Source organism: Cellvibrio sp. pealriver, from assembly GCF_001183545.1.
Classification (GTDB): Bacteria; Pseudomonadota; Gammaproteobacteria; order Pseudomonadales; family Cellvibrionaceae; genus Cellvibrio.
Window position 1 is genome coordinate 511,734 of sequence record NZ_KQ236688.1, and the last position, 17,990, is coordinate 529,723.

The following is a 17,990-nucleotide window of genomic DNA, read 5'->3' on the forward strand; positions in this document are numbered from 1 at the left end:
AATGAGTTATACCGAATTAAAACGCGAAGTGTATGAAGCCAACATGGAATTACAGCGCCGCAATTTGGTGGTGTATACCTGGGGCAATGTTTCGCAGATTGATCGCGCTAAAGGCGTAATCGCCATCAAGCCCAGTGGTGTCGCGTATGAAGTGATGACACCGGACGATATTGTGATTGTGGATTTGGAAAATAATATCGTGGAAGGGCGCATGCGTCCTTCATCCGATACCAAAACCCACACCCATTTGTATCGTCATTTCGACTCCATCGGTGGTGTGACTCACACGCACTCCACTTATGCAACGGCGTGGGCGCAAACCCAGCAGGCGATTCCCTGCTACGGAACGACGCACGCTGATTATGCCTATGGCGAAATTCCTTGCACGGCGGTGATGACTGACGAGCAAATCGAGCGCGATTACGAAGAGGAAACCGGTGTGCAAATTACGGATTGTTTTAAAGATCGCAGCCCGAAAGAAGTGCCAATGGTGATTGTTGCCGGTCACGCGCCTTTTACCTGGGGTAAAAACGGTGCGGATGCGGTTTACCACGCAGTAATTTTGGAAGAAATTGCACGCATGGCTTATCTGACCAAAACCTTGCAGCCAAATACGGCAGCGTTAAAGCAGGGCATTGTGGATAAGCACTATTTGCGCAAGCACGGTAAAAATGCTTATTACGGGCAGAAGTAATTATTTTGATTGTGAAGATCGCAAGGATTGCTTGGTTCATTTTTCGACACGCCGTGAATACATCCGTGTAGGCTCGTTGTCGACATCCATGTCGCCAAACGGTCGCAAAATAAACCAAGCAATCCTTGCTCAAAGAGAATGTGCATTGGATTTAGATATCCAAAAAAAAACGAAAGAATATAGGGCAGTAATGCCCAACAATTAAACAAAATTGAAAAGTGAAAAATTTTCTGAGGAAAACAACATGAAAATCTACGGCGATAAAGAAGTCTGGTTAGTTACCGGTTCACAACATTTATATGGCCCAGGCGTATTGAAACAAGTCGCCGAGAACAGCCAAAAAATTGCAGCGGGCTTAACTGAGTCAGCCAACATTTCTATCAAGATTGTTGCGCAAGAGACCGTTAAATCGCCAGCAGAAATTCTTGCGGTTGCGCAAGCAGCCAACAGCAACCCGAATTGTGTGGGTTTGATTTTGTGGATGCACACTTTCTCCCCTGCAAAAATGTGGATTGCCGGTTTAACCGCATTAAACAAGCCTTACATGCACTTGCATACCCAGTTCAATGCTGAGCTGCCGTTTGCCGACATCAACATGCACTTTATGAACCTCAACCAATCTGCGCACGGCGACCGCGAATTTGGTCACGTGAGCACTCGCTTGCGTCAGGAGCGCAAAGTGGTGGTAGGTCATTGGGCAACAGAATCCGTGCAAAAACAAATCGACAGCTGGTGCCGCGTGGCAATGGGCTGGCATGCAAGCCAAACATTAAAAGTAGCGCGTTTTGGCGACAACATGCGTCAAGTAGCGGTAACCGATGGCGACAAAGTTGCTGCACAAATTAAATTTGGTTACGAAGTTCACGCCTACGGTTTGGGCGATTTGCAAAAAGTAGTTGATGCTGTGACCGACGAACAAGTAGCGGCACAAATTGAAATCTACAAAAAAGAATACGATGTAAACCCGGCGATTTTTGATGATGAACATCAATTCCAAATGCTGAAAAACGAAGCGCGTTTGGAACTGGGTATGTTGAAGTTTTTAACCGAAGGCGGCTTCGGTGCATTCACCAACTGCTTTGAAAACCTGACCGGTTTGACCAACCTGCCTGGCCTTGCAACCCAACGTTTGATGCAACAAGGTTTTGGTTATGGCGGTGAAGGCGATTGGAAAACGGCAGCCATGGTGCACATTTGTAAAGTGATGTCCAAAGGCCGTGCTGGTGGTTCATCCTTTATGGAAGATTACACCTATCACTTTGGCGGTGTTCATGCCGGTGGTGTCGATCAAGTGCTGGGTGCGCACATGCTGGAAGTGTGTCCATCCATCGCTGCGGCAAAACCAAAATTGGAAGTTCACTTGCACACCATCGGTTGCCGCAATGACATCGCGCGTTTGATTTTTACCGGTAAATCGGGCCCTGCGTTGTGTATTTCGCTGATTGATATTGGCACTCGCTTCCGTGTGATCATCAACGAAGTAGATACTGTTAATCCACCGCAAGAATTGCCGAATTTGCCTGTTGCAAAAGCGCTGTGGGAACCGCGCCCCAACTTGGAAATTTCTGCTGCTGCCTGGATTCAAGCCGGTGGCGCACACCACAGTGCTTACACTCAAGGCGTGACTGCTGATGAAATTGTGGATTACGCAGAAATGGCTGGTGTTGAAGCGGTTGTGATCGGTGAAGACACCACTGTGCGTGCATTCAAAACCGAATTGCGCCACAACGCCGCTTACTTTCATCTGAAAGACGGTGTGTAAGTCATTTAAAGATTGTGTACGCCATTTGAAAGATGGTGTGTAAGCGTTTGAAATCCGCAGCAGTGCGGCTCTAAAAAAGAGTGTGTCGCCGATAGCGGTAAAGCTGTCGGTGATTTCACTCGCGATTTTCTTAATTACAACAATAACGATTGCCATTTTTGAGCGAGGAAATTCTGTGCGAACGATGAAAAATGTACTGGGATTGTTGGTTAGCGTTGCGCTCTTGTCCTCTTGCTCATCCAGCACGCAAACCGCTGCTGTAGAAAATGGTAATAGCTGTAGTCAGTTGACTGGCGACCAATCACACGATAATTCTGTGGTCATCAAAAGTGCGAGCATGGTGCCAGAAGGGCCGGTACCTGCAGTGCCTTATCAGCGCCCTTATGCGGGAACCCTTGCGAGTTATTGCCGTGTGGATGGCGTAATTGATGAGCGCATTGGCGAAGGCGGTAAGCCTTATGCGATTGGCTTTGCGATTGCCATGCCAGAAAAATGGAATGGCCGTTTTATGATGCAAGGTGGTGGCGGCTTGAATGGTTCTGTCGCAACCCCTTTAGGCAGCAACGCAGCCGGTGATATGACGGCACTGCAGCGCGGTTTTGCGGTAGTCACTACCGACACAGGACACCAAGGCACGCATGGATTTGATGCGAGTTTTTTTAGCGATCAGGAAGCAACACTGAATTTTTTGTATCAAGCAATTGGCAAAGTAGCGATCGCATCCAAACATATTGTTGCGCAGTATTACGCAAAACCGATCGAACATTCTTATTACATGGGGTGTTCAACCGGTGGCCGTGAAGCCATGATTATGTCGCAGCGTTACCCGCGTTTGTTTGATGGCATAGTGGCCGGTGCTCCTGCCATGCGCACCAGCTTTTCCAATCTCGCTGATAAGTGGGTGATGACTTCACTTGCCAAGGTTGCACCTAAAGATGCGCAGGGTCATCCGGATGTATCGCAAGCGTTAACCGCGCAAGATAAAACGATTGTGATGCAAGGTTTATTAAAACAGTGCGATGCAATAGACGGTGTTGCGGACAACATGATTTCCAATGTTGTCGGCTGCACGTTTGATCCTATGTCAGTGGCGTGCAGTGCAAATAAAACGCAAGCGTGCATCAGCCCCGAAAAAGCCAAAGCGATAAAAGCCGGGTTTGCCGGGCCAAAAAATTCACTCGGTGTGCAGGTGTATCCCGGTTTTTGGTTTGATACCGGCATCACCGAAACCCAGGGTATTCCCGGATTATTGAACCCGGGCTTTCATCCGATTGTGGGAAAAATTACCAGCACCGACATGAACGTCGATCAAGAAGCGATGGCTGCTTCTACACCGGCCGCGTTTGTGGGTGATTCAGCTTATTGGACACTGCTCAATACCTTTTCCAACAACGGCGGCAAATTACTGTTTTATCACGGTGTTAGCGACCCATGGTTTTCTGCACAGGAAACTGCGCGTTACTACGATCAATTAGTTGCAGATAACGGCGGCAAAGAAAAAGTTTCCCAATGGAGCCGTCTGTTTTTGGTTCCCGGTATGGGGCATTGCGGTGGCGGCGCAGCGGCGCTTGATCATTTGGATATGATTGACCCCATTGTTGAGTGGGTTGAGCAAAACAAGGCTCCTGCGCAAATACAGGTTACCGGGCAAGTATTCCCTGACCGCAGCCGTCCATTGTGCCCTTATCCCAGTTATGCCCATTACACAGGCACAGGCGATTCTGAAAAAGCAGAAAACTTTGTGTGTCGATATCCTGAGTGATAATTGAGCCAGACTTATGATTTATTCAAGCTAATAATTTACCAAGACGATGATTGCATTCGAACTTACTGTCGGTTTGTGCTCTAATTTCTGCCTCGCCAGTAAACAAGAGAACACACGATGTACGACCATTACGATGCACTGATTTTTGATATGGACGGCACGCTGGTTGATAGCGGCCAACTTCATGAGTTTGCATGGAGTGAAACACTGAACAAATACGGTATTCCAATCGACCGCCCGTTTATGCGTTCGCTTGCCGGAGTGCCCACCAAAGGGACGATTGAAATCCTGTTGGAAAAATTCAGCATTGAGGTGAGCGCCAGCCTCGATGAAATGAATGATTTTAAAGAGCAGGTTGTGCACGACAATATGCACAAATACGTAAAACCGACTGCCTTGTTGGAAGTGGCGCAGCGTTATCACGGTGTGAAGCCCATGGCAGTAGGAACCGGCGCTTACACGCAAGAAGCGCAAACCATTTTGAAAATCTGTGGGCTGGATAAATATGTCAGCGCCGTTGTTGGTGCAGACCAGGTGAAAAATCCAAAACCCGCACCGGATACGTTTTTGCTTTGTGCAGAATTATTAGGCATAGATCCAACCAAATGCGTGGTGTTTGAAGATTCAAAACTGGGTTTACAAGCTGCAGCAAGCGCGGGTATGGCTGGCATTGATGTGCTGCTGGTGCACGCTATAGAAAATGATTATTTTTTATAAGCGGAGTAGCAGGTAATAGAAAGTTCCTGCACTGGATGATCGATAAAGGAAGCGGCACTTACGGAGAACGTAATGCCGCTTTTTTTAACCGTAAGATAAATAGAAATATCAGGCATAAATAGAAATAGAAGCAGAAATAAAAATAGCAGTACCAATAATAGAAACACGAGGTCAACCAAAACAATGAAAACACAACCATCACCATCAGCTAATACAAATGCACAAACATCGACGATGACAGAAAAGTTATCGGTTGCAGAAAAAATTGGATTTGGCGCTGGCGATATGGCGCTAAACGTCGTGATCTCATCAATGATGCTGATCATCACCTTTTATTACACTGATATTTTCGGCCTAAGCCCAATTGACATGGGCATTCTGTTTTTCACCGTCAAAGTAGTGGGTGCAATTTCTGATCTGGTCATGGGGCAGATCACTGACCGTTACACCTTTTTACAAGGGCGCTATCGCCCCTGGTTGTTATGGCTGGCAATTCCCTACGCGGTCAGTGTGTTTTTTGTATTCACCACGCCAGACTGGGGATACGACGCTAAATTAATTTGGGCTTACTCCACCTACATCATGATGACGCTGATCACCTCCGGCGTTGGTATTCCTTATATCTCCCTGCCCAGCGCACTCACCAGTGATCCCAAAGAAAAACTGTCTGCAAATGGCTACCGTTTATTCCTCGCCAAAATTGGTGCCTTTATGGTGGCGATTGTGGTTCCTGTTGTAGCGGGCATGTGGGAAGACAAGGCATTGGGCTATCAGATTGCCATGGCGATTATGTCGGGCGTTGGTGCGGTAATGTTTTTATTTTGTTATTTCAAAACAACCGAACGCGTCACCCACGTTGTTGAGCATCAACCCTTGTGGATGCAATTTCTACAACTACTGAAAAATGACCAGTGGTTAATTCTGGTCGCTGTGTGTATCACAGGCACGATTGGATATGTGATTCGCGGTTCCGTTGCGATTTATTACGCTAAATATTATTTAGGCGGCGATGATGCCTTGGTGTCAGCATTTTTATCGACGGGCGTTGCAGCTGCCATTCTTGCCATGGTGGCATCCACCTGGATTACCAAGGTCTACTGCAAAATCAATTTATTCCGCTACACACAATTAGTCGTGGCGGCATTAAGTGTGGCGATTTATTTGTTTGTTGGCCGCGATGATGTGGTTCTTGCGTTTGTGTTGTATTTCCTGTTGTCGTTTGTAGTTGATCTTCATGCGCCCGTATTTTGGTCCATCATTTCCGAGACAATCGATTACGGCCAGGTGAAAAACGGTAAGCGCGTATCCGGTTTTGCGTACGGTGGAATTTCTGTAGGGCAAAAAGCCGGTATGGGCATTGCGGGTTTAATGGTTGGTTGGCTGTTGACTTATTTCCAGTATGTTCCCAACCAAGAGCAATCGGATTTTTCATTGATGGGAATTGCATTAATGCTGTCGATTATTCCCGGATTTTTTCATGCCTTGATGGGCCTATTAATGTTTTGGTATCGCATTAACGATGGTTATTACGCTGGTCTCAAAAATGAAATGCGCGCAAAAGGTTACATTGCAGAGCATTAAGAATTAGATAGAAAGTTTTATTAAGAATTAAATAGAAAATTTTATTAAGAATTAAATAGAAAGTTTGGAGAAAAATTGTGAGCGAATTATTAAAGCCGTTAATTCCACAGCGCGCAGATCCATTCGTGTATAAACACACCGATGGTTATTATTACTTCACTGCGTCTGTACCCAAGTATGACCGCATTGAATTGCGCCGTGCAAAAACCATCGCGGAATTGGCCACTGCACCAACCGTCGATGCATGGCATAAACCGGATACTGGCCCCTACAGTGAACTGGTTTGGGCACCGGAAATCCATTTCAACAAAGATCCCTCAACCGGCGAATATGCGTGGTACGTGTATTTTGCAGCAGCGCCCAGCCGTGAAATTAAATTCGATTTATTCCAGCACCGCATGTATGCAATCCGCAATAAAAATGCGAATCCCTTGGAAGGCGAATGGGAATTTTTAGGGCAGGTTGATTCTGGTATTGATACATTCTGTCTGGATGCGACCACATTCACCCATAATGATGTGCTCTATTACGTGTGGGCACAAAAAGATGTGGACATTCGCGGCAACTCCAATATCTATATCGCGCCAATGAAAACGCCGTGGGAATTGGCGAGTGCCCCCGTCATGCTCACCAAGCCGGAATTTGAATGGGAAATTCGGGGCTTCTGGGTAAATGAAGGGCCGTCTATTGTGAAGCGCAATGGCAAAATCTTTTTGAGCTACTCCGCAAGCGCCACCGATGAAAACTACGCAATGGGTTTACTGTGGGTAGATGAAAATGCGGATTTATTGAATCCACAAAACTGGACTAAATCCAAAGAGCCGGTGTTATGTTCCGACATTCCCAATAAAATTTTTGGCCCCGGCCACAACAGTTTCACTTACGCCGAAGATGGCGATACCGTGATGCTGGTTTACCATGCGCGCACCTACACTGAAATTGAAGGCGACCCCTTATGGAACCCCGACCGTCATACGTTTGTTAAACCACTGCGCTGGAATGACCAAGGTATGCCGGTATTTGGTAAGCCTTCAATGATTGATTAATGGTTATCCGTCAAAAATTAACCAACACACATATCGGTCAACATAAAAACCCGCTGTGAAAATGGCGGGTTTTTATTTTCTGCTTATCAAATGAATTGCTCTTCTGAATTGTTCTTCCCTCTGCAGTTAAAATTTAGTTGTGTTAATAAGTGTAATTATTTATTTGGGTGGATTATTTAAACACTTATCGGATAAATATTTTTAGAAATATCGTCAGTATCTGCTAAACCTATATTGTTTATACCTGAACCATTACAGGTGTTGTAAACACAATAAAAAAATTAAAAATCACTACTGCAAGAGACTAACAAATGACCATAGTTTTATTTTCCCTACGCAATCATTCCCGCTATTCCGATAATGCACGTCCTTCTTTTTCTGCCATCTGCATTGAGACTGGCGCAAGTTGATCCGTTATTTTTATTGAATGGTTTTTGATCAATTGTCCTGAGCAACAACGCATATATTCGCTGCTTGTAATTGGGTGATGATATTTTGACATTTCGTTGTTGCTTTTATTGGGCTTTATTTTTTCGTCAAATTATTTTCTTTTTTTGATGTTTATATAACGCAAATAAAAAGAAATATAAAAAATAGGCCTTAAAGTTCTATTGATTGGTATAAAAACTGATGCAATAAAAAAAATGTCTGCTAGCCTTACGCGCAAATTGTGATCAGCATCACAAATGCATTTTTGTTAAATCTTTGTTCAAGAATTTGAGGTGCGAGTGAAAAACTTATCGCTGAAATGGAAGATTTTGCTAAGCGTTACCCTGACCTGTATTGCTGCGGTTGTTGCTACTACCCTGGTTACTGTGCGTGAAGGTATTAATAGAACTGAGTCCGCCATTATTGAAGATATGCGCACCTTGTCGCAGGTATTGGGCGAGGCCAGTGTAGGGGCTATGACCTTTGATGATTCCGCAACGGTAACGGCATCACTGAATGGTTTGCGTGTTAGTCCGCGGGTATTGGCTGCTGTGGTTTACAGTAACCAAAAGCCATTTGCCTGGTATGAAAAAAACGTTACTGCCAAAGAAGTGCCTGCAGCATTTGCTGGTAGCCCGCGCGCATTGGGTACTGAAACCAAAGGGCATTTGCTGACGATTACGGAAGAAATCAAATCAGAAGGTGCCCGTATTGGCACTATCAGCTTGCACATCGATATGAGTGAGATTGATGACATTGTCAGTGCGGCGGTCATCAGTGCATTAATACTGATTGTGATTATTAGTCTGGTGGCTGCATCGCTCGCTTATGCCGTGCAATTAAGTATTGTTCGCCCTGTTAATGAAGTGGTTATTGCGCTGCGCGATATTGCACAAGGCGAGGGTGATTTGACTCGTCGTTTACCTGAAGTCGGTAATGATGAAGTTACAGAATTGTCGCGCCGTTTCAATCAGTTTGTAGAGCGTTTGCAATCGATCATTGCCAATGTTGCGCATACTGCACGTGAAGTAAGTGGAAGTGCATCAACGCTATCGCAATTATCGCGCGATAACGAAAATGAAATCCGCACACAGCAAAATGAAATCCAGCACATCGTCGGCGCAGTAAAAGAAATGGCAAGTGTGGTGCAGGATGTCACTGTGAGTGTGTCTGACACCGCCGATAAATCTTTGCAGGCCGATGACGCTGCTTCTGCAGGTAAAACCCTGGTGGTTAACACCATGGGACAAATTACCGAGCTTTCAACCGATATTAAAACCGCAGCAGAAGTGATTGATCGTTTGCGCAATGAAACCGTGAGTATTGGTTCTGTGTTGGATGTTATCCGCGGAATTGCAGACCAAACCAATTTGCTTGCACTCAATGCGGCGATTGAAGCGGCGCGTGCCGGTGAGCAAGGGCGCGGTTTTGCTGTGGTGGCTGATGAAGTGCGTACGCTTGCATCCAAAACACAAAGTTCTACCACTGAAATTCGCGAAATGATTGAGCGTTTGCAATCAGGCGCGCAACAAGCGGTAGAAATGATGACGGCGGGTACAAGCCAGGCGAGCAATGCGGTTGTGCAAGCGAGTGATGCCAGCAGTGCGTTGGAACATATTACGGAAATCGTAAGTGTGATTCGCGACAGGACTAACCAGATTGCCGCTGCATCAGAACAGCAAAGTGCGGCTACTCGCCAAATTGAAACCAATATTGATCGTATTTCTTCAGTAGCTACCCATACTGCTGAGAGTTCCAGCCGCATTACGTCCAGTACCGATAACCTGGCAGATGTGGCAGCGCGAATGGCGGAGTTAGTTGGCCGCTTCCGCGTATAAATTGTTTAGTTCTTGTTGTTCATTGAAGAGGAAAATCTATGAAACCGTTTGTTCTTGCGTTGACCTTTTGTGCATCTTCGTTGGTATCTACTGTGGCATTTGCGTGTGCAAAGCCAGCTGCAAAACCTGAAATTCCCGATGCGGCAACCGTAGTAACCGCACAAATGGTCAAGGCAAATAATGATGTAAAAGCCTACGTAAAAGCCGTGCAGGATTATGTGGGTTGTGCCGGTTTATCGCGTGCGGAAGAAAAGAAAGAAATGGATGAACTGCAAAAATTTGCAGAAGATTTCAACCAGGTCGTCCGCGCGTATAAAGCTCGCTCAGCGGGTTAATCCCTGACACCTTGTTTGCTAAAAACCCGCTCAGGCGGGTTTTTTTTCGGCTGTTGTTAATGAGTAAATGTATTGCTCATTAACATAGGTTAAGAAACACAGGCTAAAAAACACAAGTTAAGAAACACAGGTTAAGACATGCAGAACCTGCATCAAAATAAATGTTGCAGGTTCTGTTTAAAGTAGCGGGCGCTATCGGCTGCACTTTGTAGCGCGCTGTGCGTAAAATTTCCGCCTTGTTCTAGATAATAAAATTCCATTCCGGCGGCAACAGGGTCGGGGAGGATGCCGGGGTAATCAATTGAGCCATTGCCAAGTTCGGTATAGTCCCGCGTTTTTTTGTCCATATCTTTGATGTGCCACATCACGTAGCGCCCTGGCTGCGCTTTTACTAGCTCTTTAGGTGAGCGCTTGGATGAGTGCATAACCCAAAAAAGATCCATTTGTAGTTTTACCAGAGCGGGATCAGTTTCCTTCAAAATAATATCGTAACCATTCTGGCCGCGTTGATCTTCAAATTCAAAACCGTGGTTGTGGTAAGCAAAACCAAGCCCTGCTGCATTGACTCGCTCACCCATACGGTTCAATTTTTCACAGAGCGCTTTGTAATTCTCAATCGATCGCTGCTCCGGTGCCAACCAAGGCCAGGTGATGTATTTCATATTCAAGGTGCGAGCACCCTCTATACACTGATCCACAAAGCGCATCAGTGCAGCGTCAGACTTTTCTAACAGCGGCGCAAATTCAAAATGCCCACTGGAAACAGTGACATTGTGATCATCCAGCAGGGTTTTAAATGCAGCGGCTTTTTGCCCGTAAAAAGTTCCTTGCTCACCGTTAAAACCAAATATCTCAAAATCTTCATAGCCCATAGCCACCACCGCTTTTAGTGTGCCAATGGGGTCGCGGTTCATGTCCTGGTTAACGGAGAAAAGTTGAAAGCCAAATTTGTAGTTGTGTTTTTTAGTGTTCGCAAAAGCCGGTATAGGCAATGCCGCTGCCGCGCCCAATATGCCCATCGCTGTAATGAATTCTCTGCGGTCCATGTTTAAGCCTCAGTAATCGGTTTCTAATAGTTCATTATTTTTCTCGCAAACCCATCGGGTTCGCGCGTGAGGTTTACTGTATAAAAAGGATTTTCTAAAAGCGCTCCCCACAACCGATCTTTACATTGCCCGACAACAATTAACGGGCGGCGCACGTTTACTTTTCTCCTATTGCTGCTTTCGCTCCCTGTCGTTATTCGCTTTGTGCTTTCTCTCTTTGTGGTTTTTCTCTCGGTAGTTTTACCCCGCCACAGCGGTGGCCATACCCAAGATCTTACGGTCAAAAGACATATTGTATTACAATACAAATTAGATGTAATATTGTATGACATATATAAAAACCCTGAGTCCAGCTGCATGGCCGGAGCACAACAGGGATTTGACTGGAATCCACAGAAGGTTCTGGCGCTTTTAATAATCAATAACTACACGAGAGGTATATTCATGAAGCTATCAAGCCTGGTGCTTGCCATTGGCGGTCTGCTGTTATTGGGTGGCTGCGGTGGTGGCGGCGATGACAAATCCTACCCTGCGGTACCTGCTTCTTCCGCACCGTCTTACTCCAAGCCCTCACTCGCCAGCAGTATTCCGCTTACTGCAGAAGGTGCTGTCGCGTTTGAGGATATCGGTGTACATGACCCGTCTGTGGTGAAAGCCGGTAGCGATTACTACATTTTTGGTTCGCATTTGGCTGCGGCCAAATCCAGTGACTTGATTAACTGGGAATATATTTCTGTGCTTTCGGCGAACGACCGCGTGGACGAGAGCCGCTTGTTTAACACCTACTCAACCGAAATCGCCGAAGGCATTGCCTGGAGCGATGGTTTCAAAGGCAACTGGGCTGCTAATGTTATTCAGGCACCTAATGGCAAATACTGGTTCTATTACAACCATTGCGCACAGATTGAGGCTGACAATGGCGGCTGCTGGAACCGCTCGTACCTCGGCTTGGCTGAAGCTGATTCAGTTGAAGGCCCTTACGTGGATAAGGGCGTATTCCTGCGCAGCGGTTATCGCAACGCGAGTGAATTTGCGGCTTATCCACTGGATAACGGACAGACCACCTGGAATGGTGCGATTGACCCCAACGTTATCGACCCCACCGCTTTCTATGACAAATCAGGCGGAATGTGGATGGTTTACGGCTCTTATTCCGGCGGCATTTTTGTGTTGGAAATGGATAAAACCACCGGTAAACCCAAAGCAGGGCAGGGCTACGGTACACACTTGTTAGGTGGCGATTTCCGCGCGATTGAAGGCGCGTTTGTCATGTACAGCCCGGTAGCGGATTACTATTACTTGTTCTACTCGGTGGCCGGTTTCGCAGCGAACGATGGTTACAACATCCGTATCGCACGTTCAAAAACCCCGAAGGGACCTTATCTTGATCCGGCAGGTAATGACATCGCCAATGGCGCTGGCCTTGAAGTGGGCGGAAAGCTGTTAGGTGGTTTTGAATTTACCCAAGCCTTGGGTGAAGCTGCTCCATCCTGGGGTTATCAATCGCCCGGTCATAACTCGGCTTATTACGATGAGGCGAGCAAACGCCACCTGTTAGTGACTCATACTCGCTTCCCTGCATCGGCAACGGCTTATCCAAACAATATTGAAGCGCATGCTGTTCGCACGCACGAAATGTTTGTGAATAAAGAAGGTTGGCTGGTGGTTTCTCCACAGCGTTACGTTCCGTTAAATGGCGATAATGTGGTGGATGTTGCACAAGTGCCAGGCCATTACAAATTTGTAAATCAGGGCAAGGCGGTTAATAAAACCGCGATCAAATCCGGCTATATCACGCTGCATGAAAACCGCAGTGTCAGTGGTAGCGATAAAGGCTCGTGGATGATCATGGGCGACGACTCCATCAAACTGGTGTTGGATTCCGGCACTTATTTTGGTGTGCTCAAGTGGCAGTGGGATAACGGCAAAAAAGAATTGGTGCCAGTGTTCAGTGCAATGGCGCGCGATGGTGCCTCTGTATTCGGAACTCGCACCGATAGCATTGCCGCGACATCAACAGCGTTGAGCACAGTGGCAGATGCGCTGAATATCAAAACGGAATTAACACTGGCCGATGAAGGTTATTCATTGCCGACGGTGGGCAAAAGTGGCACCGCTATTAATTGGGTAAGCAGCAACGAATACTTTATCGATTCACAAGGCAATGTATTTATTCCTACGCCTGATTTGGGTGACCAAACCGTTACGCTCACCGCGAATTTATCGCTTGGCGGGCAAACTTTTAGCAAAACTTTCAATGTAACCCTAAGAGCACGCCCTGCATTCAAAAATGCGGTAGCGCATTATCGTTTTGAAAATGCGTTGACAGACTCAATGGGTAAATTCGCTGCTGCAAAAACCACTGACAATAATTTGTTTAATGTGGATGCCACTGCGCCAACATTTGCAGCAGGTTATGCCGGTGGACAGGCTTACGATTTCAACGGCGCTAACGGTGTTCGTTTGCCGGATGACATTATTAAATCCAGTGAATACACAGTGTCGTTCTGGATGAAAGCAGAAAACCTGACCACGCATACGTCAGCATTTTTTATGGCGACAGATGTTGATCACTGGTCAAGTTATATTCCGGGTAATGCGTGGTTCACTACGGGTTCATTGATTTGGAGTAACTACATGGGCAACTGGAATCAAGTTGTTCATTCGGCAACCGCTCCGTTAAACCAATGGCAACATGTGGCAATCACGTATTCAAACGGCATGATGAATTTATATATCGACGGTGCCTTTGCCGGCGCAATGCCACGCGATGATATTTTCAAAAATGGCGGGTTGTATGCATTGGGCGTTAACTTCGGTTGGGATTTACCATTTGTTGGGCAAATCGATGACTTGATTGTGTACGACTACGCATTGAGTAGTTTGGATATCAACGGTGCTGCAATTAATAACCTGACCGATCCTTCACAATTTGCCGGCTTCGTAAAAGATGCATTGGAATTGGGTGATATGTCAGCCGTGCGCGAAAATTTTGATTTGTTGCGCGTTGGTCCATTTGTATCCGGAATTCGTTGGACTTCAAGTGATGAAAAATATTTGAAACCAACCAACGGTGTTGCCGTGGTGATGCAACCGACTGCCGATGAAGGTGATAAAACCGTTACCTTGACTGCGCATATCAACTATCAAGGTTTTACCGATACCAAAGAATTCCAGGTAACGATTAAATCGCTTGCACCGGCTGAATACAGCTTCGAAAACAGCTTGGCATCACTGAACAATGTTGCACCAGCGGGCACGGTAACGGGCGATCGTATTGGCAACACCGGCGGGGCGGTTAGTTACGTGGAAGGTGTAAAAGGCCAAGCGGTCAATCTGAATGGCGCATCCGGTATTCGCTTACCCGATAATTTAATTACGACTAACAGCTACACCATTTCCCTGTGGTTAAAACCCACCACATTTACGGATTACACCACCGCATTTTTTGGTGGTGCTAATGCCAACTATTGGTTGAGTCTGGTTCCGTCTATGGCGGGCACTAGTAAAACCCGTGTGTGGGCAAACGGTCCGTCTTTCTACGACAACGCTGAATTGGCTAACCGTATTCCTGCGGGGCAATGGACGCATATTGTCATCATGGTGGATGGTGAAAATAACAACACCATCAAATTGTTTGTGAATGGCTCCTTGCAAGTGACATCAACGGATTTCCGCCGTGTGATGACGGTTGCGGGTGACACCAATGAATTTGCGCTGGGCGTGAATTATTGGGATACGCCATACAACGGTGCCATCGATGAGTTGAAAGTGTTCACTGGCACCATCAGCGCAGAAAAAATTAACTCACTTTATCAAGAAGGTTCAACTGCCCAGTAATGCGCAGCCGCGAGGGGTTTGTTCCCCTCGCACCTGAATGCTTTTTGATTGAGTTAATGCACTCACATTAACTCAAATTTATTAAAAAAATTTGGAGTTGAAAAATGTATAAGAAGACAGCTTTAGCCTCAGCGGTATTGGCCGCAATGATGGCGCAAATCAGCGTTGCACAAGCGCAACAACAAACACAACAGCAATCACAACAACAAGCGCAACCAGAAGAACAAATTGAAGAAGTGACAGTACAAGGTATTCGCAGCAGTTTGACCAAAGCATTGGATATCAAACGTGACAATACCCAAATTATTGATGCAATCGTTGCAGAAGATATTGGTAAATTTCCTGATAACAACGTCGTAGAAGCATTGCAACGCGTCACCGGTGTGCAAACGACCGGCCGCGGCGGCGGTGAAGTGACCGGTATTTCGATCCGCGGTTTGACTGACGTTCATACCACCGTGAATGGCCGCGATGTATTTACCGGTGCTGGTCGCGATGTTGCAATTTGGGATATTCCCGCCAGCTTGCTGAGCAGTGTGAATGTGTATAAAACGCGTTCTGCTGATCGCACCGAACGCGGTATCGCCGGTTCTATTGATGTAAAAACCAATCGCCCGTTTATGTTTGACGGTGAAAAAGTGGTGTTGGCCGCACGCGGTATTTATGCCGATCAGCCCGATAAAATTGATCCTAACGTAAGTGCGCTCTACAGCAATCGCTGGGAGTTGGAAAACGCTGGCGAAATCGGCGCGCTGATCAATATTGGTTACGCCGAAACACATTATCGCGATGACAGCATGACCGCCGGTGCGGTATTCCCGTTCTTTTCGGCAACGCCTGCATCTAACTACACGCCTTACCAGATGATCCCTAATAATTCGAGTGGCAAGCCGGTGTGGCAAGCGGGGTTGGAAAACGGTATTCCGTACAGTGCAGGTTCGACTTTGAATGTGGATGGTGAAACTGTCGATTACTTGATGATGCGCGATGCCGTTTTCGGCAGCGTTTTCTCAGGGTTCCGCAAGCGCCCGGCGGCCAGTTTTTCTTTGCAGTGGGCACCGAATGATGATTGGGAATTTTTGGCGGAAGGTTTTTACACGGGCTATCGCAATACCCAACAAAATGCCATGTGGTTTACCAATACGCTTGAGCATCAAAACGGCAACATTGCTATTCCGCTCGTATACGAAGGCACCAATGTTGTTAAAGAGCATCAAGGGCGCGACAACGGCGGTTTCCAAAGTGGTGACTATGCCGATGGCAAAACCGATAGCTACCTCTGGGCTCTGGGGGCGAAGTGGACTCCCACGGACAAGCTGACGCTGAATTCAGAGCTGGTGTTGCAAGACAGTGAATACACCAACAACTTCTTTGCGATGCGTTTTGATCGCACTGCCTATGGGTTGGATGTGGACTACAACGATCGCGATGGTGTGCCTTCGGTGGAGTTCTGGGACAACCCGGCGACATCGGTGGATGAGTCAGATATTTCTGCCGTTGCCAACTGGAACGCCGGTACTGTCTACGACAACGGCGGCAGCAGCACGGGTGATTCTGCCGCTTACAATCTGGATGCCGATTGGCAGCTCGACGGCAATTTCATCGACAGTATTAAAGTCGGTGGCCGCTATCAAATCCGCGGTGCGGAAACCATGTCGCGCGATCAAAGCGCAGGAATCGGCGGCACCAGTGTTAGTGAGTTAATGGATTTGTTGGTTGCAGCCGGTGCCTCTGGCGATGGCTCGGGAATAGTCTATACCGCGACTAATTATTTTGATGGCCGCGCCAATATTTTCGACCGTTTCATCACCGCCAATGGCTACTACATGCTGCAAAACAAAACAGCGGTACGCATGGTTTATGATTTGGAAATTAATCCGGTGCTGGAGAAAAGCTTCAGTGTTGATGAGGACGCGGCTGCGTTTTATGTCACCACGCAATTTCACCTGGGCGACAACCTGAGCGGTGAATTTGGCGTGCGCGCAGTGGACTATCAACAAGATCTGGAATTCTGGCAGGACGGTGTTCTGGTTCCCGGCACGTCTTCTGCGCAAGAGGTTTTACCCAGCCTGGTGTTGAACTGGGATATTACCGATGACGTTGTAGGCCGTGTTGCCTACACCGAAACCCTGCGTATGCCCGAGTATGGTTCTTTGAATCCCCATCAGGATTTCCAGGACCCGCTGACCAGCACGCCTTACGGCACCGGGGGCGGTGGCAACCCACAGCTCAAGCCGACCTACTCTAAAAACTACGATATGTCGCTAGAGTGGTATTTCGCTGAAGGTAGCTCGCTCTATGGTGCCTTGTTCAAGCGTGAAATCGATGGTTTGGTGATTAACGGTAAGAAGACGGTTGTGCGCGAAGGCGATGATGGCGTTACGCGCCCTTATGTGTTGAACGCGCCCGTGAATGCGGCAGACGGCGAGCTGTCGGGTATGGAAGTGGGTTTGGTGTACTTCCCGGATAATTTACCCGCTGTACTGGATGGTTTGGGCGTGCAGGCGAGCTACACCATGCTGGACTCCGAACAGTTGAACCCTGAGTTTGCTGAAGATGGCAGCATCAGTGGTTACAACAAATCCAAAATGAGTGGCGTGTCTGACTCATCCTACAGTCTGGTGTTGGCCTACGAGAAAGAAGGCTTTGGTGCGCGCTTGTCTTATGTATGGCGCGAGAAGTTCTACCAGGGCAACGAAGCGTCTATCTTCGCTAACCCCATCCAATTCTGGAGCCGACCTGAGCAGGATCTGTCATTCCAATTGAGTTACGACATCACCGACGAGTTGGCAATCACCTTTGATGGCACCAACCTGTTGGATGACGTTTACCAAAACTACTACGGTGAAGGGAACCAAAACCTGTTTAACTTTGGTAACGGCATCTATTCCAAAACCTATGCAGTGGGTGTGCGTTACTCGTTTTAATTCAACTGTA

Annotated in this window: 11 protein-coding genes; 10 read left to right on the forward strand and 1 reads right to left on the reverse strand. The window is 47.0% G+C overall.

Annotated elements, in window-relative coordinates:
* The first annotated feature begins 1 nt into the window (after position 1).
* The 8 genes from VC28_RS02095 to VC28_RS02130 all read left to right on the forward strand — a co-directional run bounded on the left by VC28_RS02095 (position 2) and on the right by VC28_RS02130 (position 10,167).
* The gene (locus VC28_RS02095) at positions 2–694 is read left to right on the forward strand and encodes an L-ribulose-5-phosphate 4-epimerase (RefSeq protein ID WP_049629197.1); all 693 of its coding nucleotides are present in this window, start codon (positions 2–4) and stop codon (positions 692–694) included.
* A 244-nt stretch (positions 695–938) separates the two neighbouring features.
* Positions 939–2,456 carry an L-arabinose isomerase gene (araA, locus tag VC28_RS02100; protein WP_049629198.1) on the forward strand — a complete coding sequence of 506 codons (1,518 nt, stop codon included), beginning with the start codon at positions 939–941 and terminating at the stop codon, positions 2,454–2,456.
* 184 nt (positions 2,457–2,640) lie between these two features.
* Complete coding sequence (locus tag VC28_RS02105) at positions 2,641–4,218, forward strand: DUF6351 family protein (RefSeq protein ID WP_049629199.1); 1,578 nt, start codon at positions 2,641–2,643, stop codon at positions 4,216–4,218.
* Positions 4,219–4,338: 120 nt separating this feature from the next.
* Positions 4,339–4,938: a beta-phosphoglucomutase family hydrolase gene (locus tag VC28_RS02110; RefSeq protein ID WP_049629200.1), complete on the forward strand. Its 600-nt coding sequence runs from the start codon at positions 4,339–4,341 to the stop codon at positions 4,936–4,938.
* Between the two features lie 183 nt (positions 4,939–5,121).
* Complete coding sequence (locus VC28_RS02115; protein ID WP_082191368.1) at positions 5,122–6,519, forward strand: MFS transporter; 1,398 nt, start codon at positions 5,122–5,124, stop codon at positions 6,517–6,519.
* A gap of 77 nt (positions 6,520–6,596) precedes the next feature.
* On the forward strand, positions 6,597–7,565 hold the full coding sequence (locus tag VC28_RS02120) for a glycoside hydrolase family 43 protein (protein ID WP_049629201.1): 969 nt from the start codon (positions 6,597–6,599) through the stop codon (positions 7,563–7,565).
* Positions 7,566–8,293: 728 nt separating this feature from the next.
* Positions 8,294–9,832, forward strand: a complete 1,539-nt coding sequence (locus VC28_RS02125) for a methyl-accepting chemotaxis protein (RefSeq protein WP_049629202.1) — start codon at positions 8,294–8,296, stop codon at positions 9,830–9,832.
* A 38-nt stretch (positions 9,833–9,870) separates the two neighbouring features.
* Positions 9,871–10,167, forward strand: a complete 297-nt coding sequence (locus tag VC28_RS02130) for a hypothetical protein (protein ID WP_049629203.1) — start codon at positions 9,871–9,873, stop codon at positions 10,165–10,167.
* Positions 10,168–10,319: 152 nt separating this feature from the next.
* On the opposite strand, the gene VC28_RS02135 is transcribed toward VC28_RS02130, so the two are convergent.
* Positions 10,320–11,213 carry a sugar phosphate isomerase/epimerase family protein gene (locus VC28_RS02135; protein WP_082191369.1) on the reverse strand — a complete coding sequence of 298 codons (894 nt, stop codon included), beginning with the start codon at positions 11,211–11,213 and terminating at the stop codon, positions 10,320–10,322.
* A 444-nt stretch (positions 11,214–11,657) separates the two neighbouring features.
* On the opposite strand from VC28_RS02135, the gene VC28_RS02140 reads away from it, so the two are divergent.
* Complete coding sequence (locus VC28_RS02140; RefSeq protein WP_049629204.1) at positions 11,658–15,053, forward strand: LamG-like jellyroll fold domain-containing protein; 3,396 nt, start codon at positions 11,658–11,660, stop codon at positions 15,051–15,053.
* A gap of 104 nt (positions 15,054–15,157) precedes the next feature.
* Positions 15,158–17,980, forward strand: coding sequence for a TonB-dependent receptor (locus VC28_RS02145; protein WP_049629205.1), 2,823 nt, complete (start codon positions 15,158–15,160; stop codon positions 17,978–17,980).
* The last annotated feature ends 10 nt before the right edge of the window (positions 17,981–17,990 follow it).

Excerpts from the sequence above, each read along its gene's own strand:
- VC28_RS02095 (WP_049629197.1), top strand. The coding sequence starts at position 2 with ATGAGTTATACCGAATTAAAACGCGAAGTGTATGAAGCCAACATGGAA.
- araA (WP_049629198.1), top strand. The coding sequence starts at position 939 with ATGAAAATCTACGGCGATAAAGAAGTCTGGTTAGTTACCGGTTCACAA.
- VC28_RS02105 (WP_049629199.1), top strand. The coding sequence starts at position 2,641 with ATGAAAAATGTACTGGGATTGTTGGTTAGCGTTGCGCTCTTGTCCTCT.
- VC28_RS02110 (WP_049629200.1), top strand. The coding sequence starts at position 4,339 with ATGTACGACCATTACGATGCACTGATTTTTGATATGGACGGCACGCTG.
- VC28_RS02115 (WP_082191368.1), top strand. The coding sequence starts at position 5,122 with ATGAAAACACAACCATCACCATCAGCTAATACAAATGCACAAACATCG.
- VC28_RS02130 (WP_049629203.1), top strand. The coding sequence starts at position 9,871 with ATGAAACCGTTTGTTCTTGCGTTGACCTTTTGTGCATCTTCGTTGGTA.
- VC28_RS02135 (WP_082191369.1), bottom strand. The coding sequence starts at position 11,213 with ATGGACCGCAGAGAATTCATTACAGCGATGGGCATATTGGGCGCGGCA.
- VC28_RS02140 (WP_049629204.1), top strand. The coding sequence starts at position 11,658 with ATGAAGCTATCAAGCCTGGTGCTTGCCATTGGCGGTCTGCTGTTATTG.
- VC28_RS02145 (WP_049629205.1), top strand. The coding sequence starts at position 15,158 with ATGTATAAGAAGACAGCTTTAGCCTCAGCGGTATTGGCCGCAATGATG.